The organism is Methanohalophilus sp. WG1-DM (assembly GCF_004104135.1).
GTDB classification, from domain to species: domain Archaea; phylum Halobacteriota; class Methanosarcinia; order Methanosarcinales; family Methanosarcinaceae; genus Methanohalophilus; species Methanohalophilus euhalobius.
This window is the reverse complement of record NZ_RRBA01000007.1, coordinates 1-16,941: the sequence shown is the minus strand read 5'-3', so window position 1 is coordinate 16,941 and position 16,941 is coordinate 1. Positions and strand designations below refer to the sequence as shown.

At 45.7% G+C, this 16,941-nt stretch carries 20 protein-coding genes; 12 read left to right on the top strand and 8 right to left on the bottom strand.

The features are described from left to right. Positions 1–51: 51 nt before the first annotated feature. The gene (locus CI957_RS06135; RefSeq protein ID WP_233564679.1) at positions 52–255 is read right to left on the bottom strand and encodes a TRAM domain-containing protein; all 204 of its coding nucleotides are present in this window, start codon (positions 253–255) and stop codon (positions 52–54) included. Between the two features lie 176 nt (positions 256–431). Between CI957_RS06135 and CI957_RS06130 the strand changes: the two genes are divergently transcribed. After that, positions 432–2,663 (top strand): CDC48 family AAA ATPase, encoded by a 2,232-nt coding sequence (locus CI957_RS06130; protein WP_128754471.1) that lies wholly within the window; start codon positions 432–434, stop codon positions 2,661–2,663. A 16-nt stretch (positions 2,664–2,679) separates the two neighbouring features. Further along, a complete protein-coding gene (locus CI957_RS06125) occupies positions 2,680–2,937 on the top strand; it encodes a PRC-barrel domain-containing protein (RefSeq protein ID WP_096712316.1) in 258 nt (85 codons plus the stop codon). 68 nt (positions 2,938–3,005) lie between these two features. Here the strand turns inward: CI957_RS06125 and CI957_RS06120 are convergent, their stop codons facing one another. The 4 genes from CI957_RS06120 to CI957_RS06105 all read right to left on the bottom strand — a co-directional run bounded on the left by CI957_RS06120 (position 3,006) and on the right by CI957_RS06105 (position 6,600). After that, positions 3,006–3,686, bottom strand: a complete 681-nt coding sequence (locus CI957_RS06120; RefSeq protein ID WP_096712317.1) for a phosphoglycolate phosphatase — start codon at positions 3,684–3,686, stop codon at positions 3,006–3,008. A 36-nt stretch (positions 3,687–3,722) separates the two neighbouring features. Further along, a complete protein-coding gene (gene radA, locus CI957_RS06115; protein WP_096712318.1) occupies positions 3,723–4,700 on the bottom strand; it encodes a DNA repair and recombination protein RadA in 978 nt (325 codons plus the stop codon). A gap of 104 nt (positions 4,701–4,804) precedes the next feature. Further along, positions 4,805–6,163, bottom strand: a complete 1,359-nt coding sequence (locus CI957_RS06110) for an MATE family efflux transporter (protein WP_096712319.1) — start codon at positions 6,161–6,163, stop codon at positions 4,805–4,807. Next, on the bottom strand, positions 6,160–6,600 hold the full coding sequence (locus CI957_RS06105; RefSeq protein ID WP_096712320.1) for a MarR family winged helix-turn-helix transcriptional regulator: 441 nt from the start codon (positions 6,598–6,600) through the stop codon (positions 6,160–6,162). The genes CI957_RS06110 and CI957_RS06105 overlap by 4 nt, the downstream gene beginning before the upstream one ends. A 92-nt stretch (positions 6,601–6,692) precedes the next feature. Between CI957_RS06105 and CI957_RS06100 the strand changes: the two genes are divergently transcribed. From CI957_RS06100 to CI957_RS06090, 3 genes are read left to right on the top strand one after another with little or no spacing between them, the layout of a single operon-like run. Further along, a complete protein-coding gene (locus CI957_RS06100; protein WP_128754470.1) occupies positions 6,693–7,160 on the top strand; it encodes a phosphopantetheine adenylyltransferase in 468 nt (155 codons plus the stop codon). Positions 7,161–7,184: 24 nt separating this feature from the next. Further along, a complete protein-coding gene (locus CI957_RS06095; protein WP_105460415.1) occupies positions 7,185–7,514 on the top strand; it encodes a hypothetical protein in 330 nt (109 codons plus the stop codon). 1 nt (position 7,515) lies between these two features. Further along, positions 7,516–8,343 (top strand): TIM barrel protein, encoded by an 828-nt coding sequence (locus CI957_RS06090; RefSeq protein WP_128754469.1) that lies wholly within the window; start codon positions 7,516–7,518, stop codon positions 8,341–8,343. A gap of 16 nt (positions 8,344–8,359) precedes the next feature. Here the strand turns inward: CI957_RS06090 and CI957_RS06085 are convergent, their stop codons facing one another. Further along, complete coding sequence (locus CI957_RS06085) at positions 8,360–8,935, bottom strand: GMP synthase subunit A (protein ID WP_096712324.1); 576 nt, start codon at positions 8,933–8,935, stop codon at positions 8,360–8,362. Positions 8,936–9,092: 157 nt separating this feature from the next. Here CI957_RS06085 and CI957_RS06080 point away from each other — a divergent pair, with 157 nt between their 5' ends. The 6 genes from CI957_RS06080 to CI957_RS06055 are packed head-to-tail and all read left to right on the top strand — an operon-like array spanning position 9,093 to position 14,228. Beyond that, complete coding sequence (locus CI957_RS06080) at positions 9,093–9,890, top strand: 2-amino-3,7-dideoxy-D-threo-hept-6-ulosonate synthase (protein WP_128754468.1); 798 nt, start codon at positions 9,093–9,095, stop codon at positions 9,888–9,890. A 9-nt stretch (positions 9,891–9,899) separates the two neighbouring features. Then, on the top strand, positions 9,900–11,042 hold the full coding sequence (locus CI957_RS06075; RefSeq protein WP_128754467.1) for a 3-dehydroquinate synthase II: 1,143 nt from the start codon (positions 9,900–9,902) through the stop codon (positions 11,040–11,042). 2 nt (positions 11,043–11,044) lie between these two features. After that, positions 11,045–11,740, top strand: a complete 696-nt coding sequence (gene aroD / locus CI957_RS06070) for a type I 3-dehydroquinate dehydratase (RefSeq protein ID WP_164909046.1) — start codon at positions 11,045–11,047, stop codon at positions 11,738–11,740. Continuing rightward, positions 11,737–12,543 carry a shikimate dehydrogenase gene (locus CI957_RS06065; protein WP_128754465.1) on the top strand — a complete coding sequence of 269 codons (807 nt, stop codon included), beginning with the start codon at positions 11,737–11,739 and terminating at the stop codon, positions 12,541–12,543. Before aroD ends, CI957_RS06065 begins: the two co-directional genes overlap by 4 nt. Continuing rightward, a complete protein-coding gene (locus CI957_RS06060) occupies positions 12,540–13,847 on the top strand; it encodes a prephenate dehydrogenase (protein WP_128754464.1) in 1,308 nt (435 codons plus the stop codon). The genes CI957_RS06065 and CI957_RS06060 overlap by 4 nt, the downstream gene beginning before the upstream one ends. A 57-nt stretch (positions 13,848–13,904) precedes the next feature. Continuing rightward, on the top strand, positions 13,905–14,228 hold the full coding sequence (locus CI957_RS06055; RefSeq protein ID WP_096712330.1) for a hypothetical protein: 324 nt from the start codon (positions 13,905–13,907) through the stop codon (positions 14,226–14,228). Here the strand turns inward: CI957_RS06055 and tpiA are convergent. Together tpiA and CI957_RS06045 are read right to left on the bottom strand one after the other, a co-directional pair. Beyond that, positions 14,225–14,893, bottom strand: a complete 669-nt coding sequence (gene tpiA / locus CI957_RS06050; protein ID WP_096712331.1) for a triose-phosphate isomerase — start codon at positions 14,891–14,893, stop codon at positions 14,225–14,227. The two genes, CI957_RS06055 and tpiA, sit on opposite strands and share 4 nt — an antisense overlap. Before the next feature lie 10 nt (positions 14,894–14,903). After that, positions 14,904–16,082 carry a bifunctional 5,6,7,8-tetrahydromethanopterin hydro-lyase/3-hexulose-6-phosphate synthase gene (locus tag CI957_RS06045; protein WP_128754463.1) on the bottom strand — a complete coding sequence of 393 codons (1,179 nt, stop codon included), beginning with the start codon at positions 16,080–16,082 and terminating at the stop codon, positions 14,904–14,906. Between the two features lie 230 nt (positions 16,083–16,312). On the opposite strand from CI957_RS06045, the gene CI957_RS06040 reads away from it, so the two are divergent. Continuing rightward, positions 16,313–16,864 carry a hypothetical protein gene (locus CI957_RS06040; protein ID WP_128754462.1) on the top strand — a complete coding sequence of 184 codons (552 nt, stop codon included), beginning with the start codon at positions 16,313–16,315 and terminating at the stop codon, positions 16,862–16,864. Positions 16,865–16,941 lie beyond the last annotated feature (77 nt).

The following is a 16,941-nucleotide window of genomic DNA, read 5'->3' as shown; positions in this document are numbered from 1 at the left end:
GGTAAAAAATAGATGACAGGGATTTACCTGTCGGTTTGAGAAATAGAAATTTCAGACTACTTCTCCAAAAGCGAATTTCGAAAGGACTTTGGTTACTTTTATTGAAAGTTCATCTCCCACTTCTGTTTCGGGTACAAAAATGACAAAACCGTCAACACGGGCAATTCCATCGCCTTTCTTGGCAATATCTTCAATCACAACATCGTAGGTTTCTCCAGCTTCTACCGGAGCACTTGATTCAACACGTTCGAACAAACTAATACACATCCTTATTTAAATTGGCCTTTCTAGAAGGCACAAATTAATAAACACACTTCCCCTATATCAAACCTTTGCAAGAAGGAAAAACAGGGGCAGTACCATAAATATATATCATTTGGGAATTTAATAAGATAGATATATCAGTACAACATATTTTCGGGATGAACTAAATGGAAGAGTTACAAATAAAAGTGGAAAAAGCGCATCCTATCGATTTTGGCAGGGGAATAATACGACTTGATCCGAGTACCCTCCTGAGCCTGCAGCTTTCCCCCGGAGACATTGTCCTCATCGAAGGAAAGCGCCAAACTACAGCAAAAGTATGGCGTGCTGACAGGCAGGATTGGGGACAGGGAATTGCCCGTATAGATGGTTATACACGACAGAATGCAGAAGTGGGGATTGGTGAAAGGATAACACTCAGTAAGGCAGAGCCAATACCTGCGGAGAAAGTACTCCTTGCACCTCCGGAGGGAATCGTCATGGAGTTTGGTGACAATACAAGTGCCGTTATCAAACATAATATCCTGAAACGTCCCCTTGTAAAAGGTGACATTATTCCTATAATCAGTTCCATGGGGCAAACTACCCCGGGTAGTCAGGCCATTCCCCTAATAGCTGTTGAAACCGAGCCATCCGATGGCATACTTATCATCAGTGAAAATACTGAGATCCAGCTCCAGCAGAAACCTGTAGTGGGTTATGAGGGAGCTGCCAGAGGTATCAACTACGAGGATATCGGCGGGCTTAGAACTGAAATTCAACGGGTACGTGAAATGATAGAACTTCCGTTGAAACATCACGAGCTCTTCCTGCGTCTTAATATAGACCCACCAAAAGGTGTTATTCTCTATGGACCACCCGGCACAGGGAAAACCCTGATAGCAAGGGCAGTTGCCAGCGAATCTAATGCCTATTTCATCAACATTGCCGGCCCGGAAATAATGGGAAAATATTACGGGGAAAGTGAGGAAAGACTGCGAAAAATATTTGATGAGGCTGCGGAGAATGCCCCTTCAATAATATTTGTTGACGAAGTAGATTCCATTGCCCCTAAAAGGGAAGACGTTACCGGAGAAGTAGAAAGAAGGGTTGTAGCCCAGCTTCTCACCCTGATGGACGGAATGGATGAACGTAAACAGGTAGTTGTAATTGCAGCCACAAACAGGCTTGATTCTATTGACCCGGCCCTGCGCCGCCCTGGCAGATTTGACAGGGAAATCGAAATAGGTGTTCCGGATAGTGAAGACAGGCTCGAAATACTTCAAATCCACACTCGTGGAATGCCACTTAACGAAAATATCGATGAAGAATATTTTGAACACCTGGCAGAATATACCCAGGGTTTTGTGGGAGCCGATCTATTAGCTCTTGTACAGGAAGCCTCCATGAGGGCACTGAGGAGATTGCTTCCCGACATCAATCTCGATGAAGAGGAAATTCCACAGGAAATACTCGATAAACTGGAAGTCACGCCCGATGACTTCGAGGAAGCCCTGAAGGAGATTGAGCCCTCGGCATTGAGGGAAGTTATGGTCGAAATACCGTCTGTGGGATGGGATGATGTTGGCGGGCTGGACCTGGCCAGACAGGATATCAGCGAAGCAGTCGAGTGGCCGCTTAAGTGGCCCGATAAAATCAGCCAGATGGGGATTAAGCCTCCTACAGGAATACTATTGTATGGCCCGCCGGGAACAGGTAAAACCCTGCTTGCCAAAGCTGTAGCAAACGAAGCTAATGCCAATTTCATCAGTGTCAAAGGACCCCAGATATTGTCCAAATACGTAGGAGAATCTGAAAAAGCAATTCGGGACACGTTCAAAAAAGCACGACAGGTTGCACCCTGTATAATCTTCTTTGACGAGATCGATGCTATATCTTCGACAAGACAGGGTGGCAGTGATGTGGGCAGCAGGGTTTCCGAACAGGTTGTCAATCAGATGCTTACAGAGATTGATGGACTTGAACCGCTGAATGAAGTAGTTGTCATTGCAGCCACCAACAGACCGGACCTTATTGATCCAGCATTACTGCGATCAGGAAGATTTGACAGGCTTGTAATGGTAGGAGCCACACTCGCAGATGGCAGGGAAAAAATATTCCAGATACATACAAAGGGCATACCCCTGGATAGCGATGTTGACATAAAGGAACTTGCCACAATGACTGAAGGCTATGTTGGATCAGATATAGAGTCCATATGCAGGGAAGCAGCAATGTTATCCCTGAGAGAAAATTTCGATAATGAAAAGGTAAGCAAAAGACATTTCCTTTCAGCTATGGAAAAAGTAAAGCCAACGGTCAATGAAGACATGATAGACTTCTACAACCGGGTTCAAGAAAAATTAAAGGGCGGATCAATCCGCAAGACAGACGCAGGGTCATTTACGGGATATATTTGAAAAGGAGGTTATGAAAATGCCAAAGGTATTTGCAAAAAACCTATCCAACAAGCAGGTCATGACAACAGACGGAGCAGAAATTGGTATACTCGACAATATAGTAATGGAAGTCAAAACTGGCAAACTTGAAGACCTGATGGTCAAACCTGACATCGGGCTTGACACATCTAAATATGTTACCGACGGCCAGTTTTTGAAGATACCCTTCAAAGCAGTCCGCTCAATCAAGGATTATATTGTTGTGGATAAACAGATAGCCACCAGTCTGGAGTGAACTACCCCTTCCTAATTAATGTGACTTTGTCACATTAATTTGAGGAGGGAGACTTCTCGCTCAATAAGTTAAAAGAAACTTTTTCGACGTAATATCTCAAGAGCCTCCACTGTACCTCCCCCGAAGGATGTGGAGGTCACAGTGTCTGCAATCAATTTAAGGCCGGAGTCTGCATTGGCTACCGCTATTCCGTAACCTGCTAGCTCAAGCATTTCCCGGTCATTTACAGAGTCACCTATTGCAATAAAATCAGAAACATCCAGTCCCATAAGGGATGCCATTTTTGCCAGTCCCGTACCCTTATTGACCTTTTTGCTTTTTATATGCAGGGCAAACTGGGTATCAATAACTTCTATAGAAAAACCTGCCCCTTCAAGACTTGCTTGTAAATCACCTGCATTGACATTGCGCCTCAGGGCAATTTCTGTTTTTCTCAGGTCACCATCAAGTCGAATCAGATCAAAACGACTGGAAAGATAGGAAAACGCTTTTTCACATTCCTCCATGCTCTCGGAAATGTGAGGTTTAGTATCGAATCCTGTGGAAATTACCCCACCGTTTTCAGAAATAACTTTACCTCCAAGTCCTATAAGCTTGGAAGTTGCTGCAGCATAGCAGAGTACATTTCCCGTGGCAAGAACTACTGGAATACCCAGATCCCTCAGATGTTCTGCTGCCAAAAAATGAAGACGGCGATCACTATAGGTGATCGTACCGTCAATATCTATTGCAAGTGCTTTAAATTTCATTATGGACAATAGGCACGTTTGATAAAATAACTATTCTCAGGCATCACAAAGGCCATCGGTGGTAATACATGCAACCGCTTCTCCATCAGGCAGGCAAGGCGAATCCACGAGTTTCACGATCCTTTTATCACCTTTGGATTTGCGTATATAGAGCCTGAATGTGGCAGTATGGCCCAGAATGTGGCCGCCAATCGGACGTGTAGGATCCCCAAAGAATGCATCCGGTTTTGACATTACCTGATTGGTAACTATCACTGATGCATTATTCAGGTCCCCGAAACGTTGCAGATCATGCAGATGTTTGTTCAGTTTTTGCTGCCTGTCAGCCAGTGTACCCCTGCCCACATACTCGGCCCTGAAGTGAGCTGTTAAGGAATCCACAATAACCAACCTGACCGGTTTATCCGTATTTTTGAGATTATTGGCCATTTCCATTGCTGCATCGACCAGAAGGATCTGATGATTGGAATTGTAAGCCCTTGCAACATGTATATTCTTCAAGAACTCGGCAGGATCAAAATCCTGTTCTAATTTTTGTGAAAGACCCGCAACCATCTGCTCAATACGTTCAGGACGGAAAGTATTCTCTGTGTCTATAATTATGACTGAACCGTCAAGTCCGCCCATATCCCTTGGCAACTGCGTATTAACCGCCAGCTGATGGGCTATCTGGGTCTTACCCGAACCAAATTCCCCATACATCTCGGTGATTGATTGGGTCTCTATCCCACCACCCATCAATTCATCGAATTCTTCACAACCCGTGCGGAGTTTGCCCACTTCCATACGCCTCTGCATCACGAAATCCCCTGTTTCAAAACCACCTATATCGGCTGCACTGCGGGCAGCACTTATGATCTTGGCAGCTGTGGATTCACCAATCTCGGCAGTTGCCACAAGTTCTGAGGGGGAAGCGACTGCAACTGCTTCCACACTGTTATACCCCGCATCATTCAATTTCTGGGCTGTTGCCGGCCCTACATGATCAAGTTCTTCAAGCAAAATTTCACTCATATCTGATACTCCTTTAGGTGCACTGGTTTTCCCTCTTGTACACTGTACTCATGATGCTATCTTGCTGAACGTATTTATATGTAGTCAAAGCGAATTGAAAGTATTCAGAAACCCGATGATCTCCTTTCAAGTAACCTGTATTCTTTCATGAACATATACACTGCAAGCAGAACTGCCAGAAGATCCGAAATCGGGAATGCCATCCACACACCGGTAGTATCAAAAAACCAGGGCAAAACGAGTACAAGGGGAAGTAAGAACACCTGCCTGGCTGTTGAAAGAATGAAAGATGGCCGTGCCTTACCCAGTGCCTGATACATACCACCACTCACAAACTGGATACCAAGCAGGGGGACAGCAAGGACCATGATCTTCGTAGCACCAGTGCCTTCCTCTATAAGAGTTGCATCTGTTGTGAATATCGAAAAAAGGTTAGCTCCGAGAAAGAACAGCAGTAAAAAAGCTGCTACTGCAATCACAGATGAACTCATTATAGAGATGCGCAACGTTTCTCTTACCCTCTTGAAGTTATGTGCCCCATAATTAAATCCAACTATCGGTTGCATGCCCTGCAGCAGCCCTATCATCGGCATAAGGGAAAACATAAGCATGCGGTTAAAGATACCATAAATTGCAATAGAGACATCCCCACCATACAATGCCAGGATATTATTCACAACAAGCACTATAGCACTAGTGGAAGAATTACGTGCAAAAGGGGATGCTCCGATTGCAACCATTTCGCGGATTATGCCCTTATCCAGTCTCATAAAACCCGCATGGAATTGCAGGCTACTTTTACCCGACAGGAAATAATGTATCAGAAATATTGTTGTGACAGACTGGGAGATGACAGTTGCAGCCGCAGCCCCCTTGATACCCATGTCAAGACCAAATATCAGGATGGGATCAAGTAATATGTTAAAGCCGGCTCCTATAAGCATTGTATACATAGCGACTTTAGCATTGCCTTCAGACCTCACCACATTATTGATAGCCTGGGCAAACGTGATTAAAGGAGTACCATAAAGTATAATTTGTAAATAATCCCTGGCAAAAGGCAATATCGTCGGTGTTGCTCCGAAGGCTTTGAGAATGGGAACAATAAAAATTGAACCGAAGATAAGGACCAGAAACCCCAGCGAAAGAGACAGACCGACAATATTACCAAAGGTATGTTCCGCACCTTCCAGATCATCGCTACCCAGCCGACGGGAAATTATGGAAGAGCCACCCAGACCGATCGCCAGGGAAATAGCCATTGCTATCATCATAACAGGGAAACTGACAGCAATACCACCAATACCCTGGACACTTTCAGAACCAAGAGCACGACCGACGAAAATCGTATCCACTATATTGTACAGCCCCATAACAACCATACCAACTGCGGCCGGTGCAGAGAGCCTGAAAAGGAGTTTGCCAATATTTTCCGAACCAAGAGCAATACTTTGTGCCTTCATTTGCATTCCTCTCTGCAATTGGAAATAGCTTTTTCCATTAATTTCCTGAGTTGTGCCTTTTCCTCAGGGGAAAAGCCTGCAAGCATGCTCTCACTTCTCTGCTTTGAAAGTTGTTGTATAAATTGATGCATACGATGCCCTTTTTCGGTGAGGTTCACTTTCAGTGCACGCCTATCCAGAGGATCAGGGGTTCGGAGGACATAACCTGCATCCTCCAATCTTTGCAAAGCCCTTGTGGTAGTGGCCCTGTTGACCATCAGCAGCCGGGACAAATCGTCAGGACGAATACCTTCAAGATGATACAGAGCAAGCAAAAACCTAAACTGTCCTCCACCAATTCCGTATTTTTCCAGTTCCCTTGATAGATAACGCAGGTTGTGCTGATGGAGACAAGCAACCATTGCACCCAGACTATGTAGATGATCATCTTGATTCATTGGCTGCTATGAGGGAAAAGGGATTATATATTTGTTGCGTATGCAACTAATATTTACAAATATTTATCAACCGGGAAACCCTCACACAAACTATGCCAAAAACTGCTGTGGGAGGCACCTTCGAATACCTCCATGATGGCCATCGTAAACTTCTTCGCAGGGCTTTTGAAATCGCGGCGGGAGATTTACTTGACATTGGCCTCACATCCGACTCGATGGCAGGACAGAAGGACAGGAACATTCCCTCCTATGCCACCCGTCGCAACCAGCTTGAAGATTATATTGCCAGCCTTGATATTCCTGATAAAAATTACCAGATCCAAAAACTGGAAGACCCTTTTGGCACCACCGTCAATGGTGACTACAGATATATTGTGGTTTCCCCGGAAACATACGCTGTTGCTGAAAAAATAAACAAACTCCGCAGGGAGGATGGAAAAGAGCAACTTGAAATTGTCAAAATCGACTACGTTATGGCAGAAGATGAAAAACCCATATCATCAACCCGGATCTCAAATGGCGAGATCGATATACATGGCCATCTGAGAGGAAAGTTTTAAAGGAAAAATCTCTTATTTTCCTGCATGGGACGAGAATTTACAGACAGAGACATGAACATTTTTAACAAACTTGCCCCCGAAGCCGGCGGAAACAATATTTCACAGATGGGACATCCCTATCCATTTATTCTCAGGCCGATTTCCCATCGTTTTGCCGAATCAGGAGAAGATTTCCGCAATCGTCTGGAAAAACTGGACCGCACAGATGTGGAATACCTGGCAGACCTTGCAATTGAAGGAAAAGAGGATGTCAGGGGACTGGAAGATGAGGACATGGATTCTTTTTTCAGCGTTCTTGAAGGATTTTCACCCGAAAAACTGGAAGAACTCAAGGACAAGTTGGGGATGATCTGAATTGGCCCTTCTTATTGGAACCGCCGGCACACCCCTTAGTGCAAAAGGCAGGGGAAGTCAAGGAGGTATCCGACGGGTAAAAGAGCTCGGACTAGGGTGCATGGAACTGGAATTTGTGCGGGGAGTACGGATGAAAGAGCCCACTGCGGAAAAAATCGCAGATACAGCCCGCAAAGCAGGAATTTCCCTGAGTGTACATGCACCCTACTACATAAACCTGAATTCAAAGGAAGAAGAAAAGGTCCAGGCCAGTATCAAACGCATCTATGATTCTGCCTATATAGGCAATATCTGTGGAGCCAGGTCAATAGTATTCCATTCAGCCTATTACCATGAACAAAATGGGAACACCGTTTTTTCAAAAGTGGAGAGCCTGCTGGAAGAACTTGCAGGCAAACTGGAAGATGAGGGAATCAATGCTATCCTGCGTCCGGAAACCACGGGTAAACCCAGCCAGTTTGGCAACCTGGAAGAAACCCTTGCGCTTTCAGCAAGTATTGAAGGCGTCATGCCGTGCATCGATTTTGCCCATTTGCACGCCCGCTCAAAGGGTGAGGAAAACAGTTATGCAGAATTCAGTGCAGTGCTGGAAAAGGTCGAGGAATACCTGGGCAAAGAAGGCCTGAAAAATATGCACATGCATATTTCAGGAATCGAGTATACCGACAAAGGAGAAAAAAACCATCTTGTGCTCGAGGAATCAGACCTGAATTATTCAGAACTCATGCAAGCATTGAAGGACTTCAGGGTGCAGGGGCTTGTTATATGTGAGAGTCCAAATCTGGAAGAGGATGCCCTGCTGCTACAGAAGACTTATGAAAATAAGTAAAGACCTGGCGGGACCTTTACTTATTATAATTTGCACAGACCTCGAAGAAATTCCTGAATAATTCCTCGCCTTTGTCCGTATGTGCAACCTCAGGGTGCCACTGGACACCGTATAGCGGTTTGTCTGGATGTTTCATAGCTTCGATTGCGCATATCTCAGAGCGGGCAAGTTTCACAAAACCCGGCGGTAGTTCTGTAACCTCATCCCCATGTGAAGCCCAGGTAGAAATACGGGGACCGAGCCTTTTTAGAATATCATCCTCCTCCACAACCTCTACATCCACGGCAGCATATCCTCCATGGCTGCCGGCTCCTGTGGACCCGCCGTAGGCATGTGCGATAAGCTGGTGACCCAGGCATATACCAAGAATAGGAATATCCAGTTCTTTTGCGTATTCTTCACATAGACCTCCTCTTTCCAGAGAAGGACCGCCACTAAAGATCAATCCATCCGGTTTTTCAGCAATGACCTCCTCAACCGGAGTTGTGTTGGGAACAATACTTGTATCCATATCAAGATCCCTTACGGTCCTGTGAATAAGGTGACAGAATTGTCCGTGATTATTGATCACAAGGATTCTCAACTCTTCCATATCTGCCAGAAGGAGAACTGCATATATAAGCTTATTCCGGCAAAATGTTAACTTTTTTTGTATACGCAAACCCTTATAGAAAAGAAAAAGGGAAAATTATAAATAGAGTTGGATGATACCATGTCACATGCTAACACGATACTTGCGGAGAGGTAATATGCCAGAAATAGGAAAACAAATTCGAATTGAAAGAATCATGGACAGAGACAGCAGAAATATGGTTATCATACCTATGGACCACGGAATTACAGATGGACCAATAAAGGGATTGATCAACATAGCAGATTCCATAAATAGCGTTGCTGAAGGAGGAGCCAATGCAGTACTTATGCAAAAAGGCATGATCCTGCACGGTCATAGAGGATATGGCCATGATGTAGGACTGATACTCCATATGAGTGCATCAACTTCACTGGGACCCGATCCCAATGACAAAGTGCTGGTCTGTACTGTAGAGGAAGCATCCCGCATGGGAGCAGATGCCGTATCCGTACACATCAACGTGGGATCGGAAACCGAATCCGAACAACTTAAGATACTGGGTCACATAGGTAGACAGTGTGACTATTGGGGCATACCCCTGATTGCGATGATGTACCCCCGGGGCAGAAAAGTCACAAACCCGAGGGATCCACAGATGGTAGCCCACGCTGCTCGCGTAGGAGCTGAACTTGGAGCTGACGTGATTAAAACCGTCTACACCGGAGATATTGAAAGTTTCTCCAGGGTCGTAGAAGGCTGCCCTGTGCCCGTAGTAATTGCAGGGGGACCAAAGACCAACACTGACAGGGAATTCCTGGAAATGATTCGTGAAGCAATGGATGCAGGTGCTCGCGGTGTTGCTATTGGCAGAAATGTGTTCCAGCACCCAAGCCCCACCCGGATGACCCGGGCGATCACAGAGATCGCACACAAGAATAAAACCGTGGATGAAGCCCTCAAGCAACTTCAGTGAGGATACAAAATGAAAAAGCAGGTATGGATACGTGCCGACGAAGGCGACTGGGAAGAGAAGAAGGAGCGTATAACAGGCGGCCTGGAATCAGGTGCCGACTGTGTTCTGGTAGAGGCAGAGGATGTAGATAAAACAAAAGAACTCGGAGACATCAAAATTGCTGCATTTACCGATAATGCGGATACTGCCGCAGACATAATAGTTATCGGTCGCGGTGGAGAAGGCGACGGGACACTTCCATTACCTGTGGACATGAGCAACTCCCGGGATTTTGAACAGCTGGCAACATTGAGACGCCAGAAAAAGAGTATCGCTGCCCTGGTGGTAATCCAGGACAAGAAATATGAGAAATTTGCCGCTGCAATAGGAACTGAATGTGATTACCTGATCGCTATCGGTACAGACTGGAAAGTCATCCCTCTGGAAAACCTCATAGCACAACTCCAGGAAAAAGAAGTGAGTATAATATCCGGTGTCAGAGACGCCGATGAGGTTAAACTTGCCCTGGAGACCATGGAGCATGGGTCCGATGGCGTCCTGCTGGATACCGCAAATCCCGATACCCTGAAGGAAACCGTAAAACTTGCAGAAGAAGCAGGTGTAGAGGGAATTGATCTTGTACCTGCCACCATCACCAAAATAGAGCCTGTCGGAATGGGTGACAGGGTTTGCGTGGATACCTGTAACCTGATGGAAAGAGGGGAAGGTATGCTTGTGGGCTCCCAATCCTCCGGAATGTTCCTTGTACATTCTGAATCCGAAGAAAGTCCCTATGTAGCATCCAGGCCATTCAGGGTAAATGCCGGAGCAGTTCATGCTTATGTTAAGATCGGGGATAAAACAAGATACCTGTCCGAGCTGGAAGCAGGAGACGAAGTAACGATTGTCAATTCAGAAGGCCAGCAGCGTAAGGGAATTGTGGGCAGGGTTAAGATCGAACGCCGCCCCCTGATGCTTGTGGAAGCCCAATCCAAAGACGGCAATACAGTGAAAAATATCCTCCAGAATGCAGAAACAATAAAACTGGTTTCAAGCAATGGAAAACCGGTATCCATAGCCTCTCTGAAGGAAGGGGACGAGGTCCTGGTGCATATGGAAGATACTGGCAGGCATTTCGGGATGAAAGTCCAGGAAACAATCATAGAGAAATGAACATGACAGATTTTGTCCCCGACAAAGATGTAAAAATTGTCGCATCCATTGACAGCGACCCTCTTTTACAGGCACGCATCGCCAAAGTGCTTGGTGCGGATATTCTGGAAATCAGGCTGGATTTGCTTGAACAAAAAGAGGCTGTGCAGGCAAAGAAATTGTTCGACTTGCTGGATTCACAGGGTGAATTACCTCGTATTGCAACCAATCGTGCACATTCCGAAGGCGGCAACTGGCAGGGACAAGAAGAGCAAAGAATGACCCTGCTGGAAGATTTGATTCCTTATGTGGATATGATCGATATCGAGCGCAAAAGTACCGATTGCCTTCGAAACCGTATGGTAGAGGAGGCAAAATCACAGGGAACAAAGGTAATTATGTCCTCCCATTTCTTTGAGACCACACCTCCTCTAAAAGAGATGGTTGCTATTCTCAACGAATGCACGGATAAGGGAGCCGATATAGCCAAACTCGCCGTCATGCCTCAAAAACCCGAAGATATACTGGAACTTTTCCATGCTGCATTGCAGGCAAGGGGAGAAGTTTGTGTTATTGCTATGGGGGATTTGGGACGTCACAGCAGGGTTATTGCCTGCAGATACGGTTCATTACTGACCTACGGCTGCGTGGAAAAACCGGTCGCTCCGGGACAGATCAGAATAGACCAGCTTAAAAAGGCCCTGGAGACTATTGTATGAAAAAGGTATTCGGTGTACTGGGAGACCCTATCGAACATTCCCTCTCCCCGGCAATGCACAATGCAGCGTTCAGGAAACTGAAAATGGATTGTGAATACCATGCATTCAGGGTAATGAAAAAAAATCTCAAAGACGCCATTCAGGGAGCACAGGCAATGGGTTTTGGCGGCCTCAATATCACTGTGCCCCATAAAGAAAAAGCATTAGAATTTACAAACCCTGATACACTGGCCCGCAGGATAGGGGCTGTCAATACTGTATCCTTCAATGATGGGATACGTGGCCACAACACAGATGGGCTGGGAGCTGAATTGGCTCTGCGGGAAGCAGGAGTGGGAATAAAATCCTCTAACGTCGTTCTTGTCGGTGCCGGGGGTGCCGCCCGTGCAATTGCCTTTCATTTCGCAGAAAAGGGAGCTTGTGTAACAATTGCAAACCGTACCCCTGAAAAGGCAGAAGCTCTTGCAGAGGATGTCGGTTGTAGTCATGCAGGAATAGAGGACCTAAAAGGACTGTTGCAAGACAGTGACATACTGATCAATGCCACGTCCGTGGGAATGCATCCACATATTGATGCAACCATTGCCAATCGGGATAGCCTGCATCCGGATCTGGCTGTTTTTGACATAGTTTATAATCCCCTGCAAACAAAACTGCTGCATCAAGCAGAACTTGCAGGCGCCAAACCTATCAACGGGGTTGCAATGCTTGTCCACCAGGGTGCCGAAGCTTTTAGGATATGGACCGGCCAAAAACCACCGGTGGAAGTCATGCGCAAGGCCGTACTGGAGGGCCTGGATTGAAAATACTCATTATCGGTGGTACGGGGGAAATGGGTCAGTGGTTTGCAACCTTTTTCAAAAAACGTGGTTATGAAGTATGGATAAGTGGCCGCAGTGGAAAAGTGGAAGTTGCCGAAAGACTGGGTGTGCATTTTACAGCTGAGCCTGAGATTGTGATCCCGATATGTGACATTGTGATAATTTCAGTACCAATCAACATAACACCTACCATTATAGCACAGACTGCCCCTAAAATGAAAAAGGGGAGTTTGCTCATGGACCTGACATCATTGAAGAAAAAACCTGTTGAGGCCATGAAAAAATATGTTCCTGAAAATGTAGAATTTCTGGGGACCCATCCAATGTTTGGTCCTTCTATTCCCTCCCTGCAGGGCCAGACCTTTATACTCACCCCCGTAGAAGGCAGATGTGATCAATGGTTTGACCATATATTCAACCTCTTAAGTGAAGAAGAGGCGAATATAGAAATCATAACTCCCGATGAACATGACCATTTTGTATCCATTGTGCAGGGACTCACCCATTTTGCCTATATTACCATTGGCGCAACCATGCAGACGCTGGATTTTGATGTGAAAGGTTCCCGGCGTTTTATGAGTCCGGTATATGATATAATGCTGGATTTTGTGGGACGTATTCTGGGGCAAAACCCCGAACTTTATGCCCTCATCCAGATGGAGAATCCTGAAGTTATCCACGTACATGACGTGTTTATAGATCAATGCAGACATTTTTCTTCAATGGTACGTTCCCATGACACAGGACAATTCTGTGAAGAAATGAAAGCCGCAGCCCTACATTTTGGCGACACGGCCTCTGCTTTACGTCGCTCGGACAAACTCATAAACAGCAAGGTAGCCGAATTCGAGGAACTCGTACACTCCACAGGTCAAGAGAGGGGACTTTTGCACATATATTCCAGAAATATACATGTTGGAATTATTAAAAAGGTTACTTCGCATAATGTAACCCTTAAAGAAGGGAAAAGGGAACTGCAACTCAAAATAGGTAACATAAGGACCCTGTCAGCAGATGAATTGAATCACTGGAAAGAGAATAAACTCAAACCAACTCTGCGCGACATCTCTGTTTTCATTCCCCGTTCTGCCAGACCTTTTACGATACAACAAATCCTGGATTGTCACATAGATGGGGTAAAAGTCGAAACAATCGATACGTATCTCCACAAAATGGGTCCTAGTGCAACCTTCCGTTTGAACATACGCGGCGATCTGGATGCCTGCGAAATACAAAGGGATATGGAAGAATTATTGGAAGGTATGGGATGTAGCCTGCGCAATTAAAGCAATTATTTATGCCAGCAGCCACATATCCAATCGAAGATATAGCAGGGTGATAGGTTGAAAAAACAAACACAAAAAAGCGGAGTGAAAGCTGCTTTCGGCAAAGATATTACCGAATATCTCAGGTTTTACAAAATGGGACTGATCCTGATATCAGGACTTGGCATATATCTGGGACTCCTGGGATTATACCTGATAATTGTTGATAATAACTATATTCCAGGCATTGCCCTCTTTATTGCAGCCCTGCTCATATCCCCGCCACCTATCGGGATATCAAATATGATTATCAGGCATTTCAACATAGAACTTTCAATGGGATTAAAATTAGGAATCGCCACCTTGCTTATGTTTATTGCATGGTGGCAACTGGGTTTTTAAAGCTGGCTGACAAGATCTTCAAGGGCTGATCTGGGATCTTCTGCCTTTACTATACCTGATGCAAGCAAAACGCCTACAGAACCAAGATCCATTGCGGCGGTGAGGTCTTCTCCCCGGGAAATACCCGCCCCACACAAAATCTGAACATCAGGATTTATTCTTTTTACAGCCTCAACCGACCCCCTCACTACCTCCGGATCAGCCTGGGAGACCGGTACACCCGTGCCAATGAGCTCGGGAGGTTCCACTGCAACATATTCCGGATTCAAAGCTGCGGCTGCTGCTGTTGTGGGAATGTTATTGGTGCACACAATCGTGGTAATGCCTTCTGCCCGGGCTGCACGTACCGATGCTTCAATATCCGCCAGTTTGAGCCTGCGTTCGGAATGATTGATAAGACAACCCACCGCCCCTGCCTGTTGTACACAGGAGGCCATTACATGGCCGGTATTGCTACCCGGGGAAACACCATCCACATGCTGGGCATAGACAGGTATATCCACCTGAGAAGAAACCCTGTAGATGTCACAAAGCTGGGGAGCAACCCCAATGGTCACTCCCGCATCTGCGGCTACATCCCTGCAGGCAGCAGCAATTTTTACTGCTGCCTCACCTGTACTCTGTGAATAGGTTTTGAAGTTCACAACTATAAGGGGCGAGTCCATGGGAATCTCCTCAGAAATCAGTCATTACTCTGAACTGGTCTATCTCGGGTTTGTTCAGGCCTTCGACGAACTGTTCTGCAGACTGGCGTATTTCCCTGGAATTTGTAATTGCACGTCCGACAACAAGGATATCGGCTCCTGCCTTGAGAGCATCAGGTATCGTATGCACACGTACACCACCGGCAACTGCCACAAGGATCTTCGGGGACAGTTCCTTGATAGCCTCAATACTACCCCAGGCATAAGCGGTATCCTCTACATCTATGGCGCGGTGAAGTTCCACAACATCAGGAAGCTCATCGAGTTTTTCCAGTACATCCATAGGATCAGGATGATTGAGTGTGTCCATTACAGCATAAATACCTGTCTTGTGGGCCTCTGAGATTGCCTTTTCAAGAGTTGGCACCGGTGCAAGGGCGGAAACCACAATTGCATCAGCTGTGGCATCTGCCACCATACGTGCCTCAAGGTTACCGGTATCCAGTGTCTTCAGGTCAGCCACGATGAAAGCATCAGGTTTGACTTCACGCAGTTTGGTGATTACATCCACACCGTAACGTTTTATCAGAGGAGTGCCTGCTTCAAGGATGAGGTGGTCACTCTTTGGCAGTTGTCTTACAACGTTGAGCACTGCTTCCAGATTCGGATTATCCAGTGCTACCTGCAGGTATGGAGGGTCCCATAGTCTGGAAACTTTGAATCCCATAACTGCATGGGAACCTTTGTCTTTTTCATCCAGTACAGTGTCTATGGCAGGGAAATTCTCCATTGCTCTTTTCAGTGCAAGTTTGGTCGCACCGTAATTATACCTGTAGATGCGGTTGTAATCCAAAGCCTGAGGGTGTATGAATACGCTGGCCACGATCACAAGATCGTCAGCTTTTTCTTTGGGTACAATTCCTTCTTCCACGGCATCTGCAACCGCTTTTGAAACAGCTGCCTGTGCAGGACCAAATATCTGGGATGCCTGGTCCATATTCTTTACCGTTACCTTGGGAACGATGAGGGTCGAAGGTTTTGTGGGTAGGTTCGGCCTGATCACAGAAAGCAGGGGAGTATGTCCTGCGGATAACTGAGTCATACCGGTAGCAAAGGCCTGCCCAACAGGTCCTTCCTTATCACCGATCATAAGATCAATATGTGCGAGTTCGGGTTCCTCGCCAATAAGTGCTTCTCCAATTAACATCATGCTCGATCAGCTGCTAGATTGGAATGAACGTATATATGATTTCTGATGAAATGAACTCGAACCGTATATACATAATTATTTATTTTTTGTGCAACTGATAGTGATATGTGCTGCGGAAAACCTATTCCATGATATCGGGAGACAAAAAAATAAGAAAATTGCATCTGTTAGTCGCTTTTGTTGCAACATATTTTGCCATCTGGTTTCCTGACATACAGGGAGTTTTAGGAATGGAGAATGTGAAAATTAGTTCCACACTGATTTTCGGCACACTGAACGGACTGCTTCTTGGCCCGGTATATGGAGCCATTGTATCCCTTGCAGCTATTTCAGTCCACCGTATAGTGCATGTTGATATGTTGCTCAATAACCCATTTTATCTCATAAGCCCGCTATTTATTGCAAGTGCCTCCCTTGTAGCTGGATTGGCAATAACAGGGAAGAAAAAGAGAGCAATCATTCTCCCATGCCTATTAATCGCCATCTGGTTCGCAACAGGAGTGGGAAGAGAGGTTTTTTATTATCCCTGGTTACATGTATTATCTATTGTATTTTTCCTTACTTTTACCAGAATAGAAAACAAAATATCCTTTTTTTCCAAAAACAAAGGATATCTATACCTTTTTGCATGTTCACTACTTGCCGTCTCCACAGACCATCTTGCAGGAAGCCTGTCAGCACTCTTTATTTTCGACCTTGGAAGCAGTATGTATAAAGAGGTAATATTTGTATACCCACGTCAACTACCCCTCCCTGACGGAAGGGGCTTGAATGTCAATTAAGCATTCGTCCGGGTGGCTGACAAGCACCCCTGAGATTCCAGGATATACCTGTAATCCCGTGTTTTGTGTTCAATGTT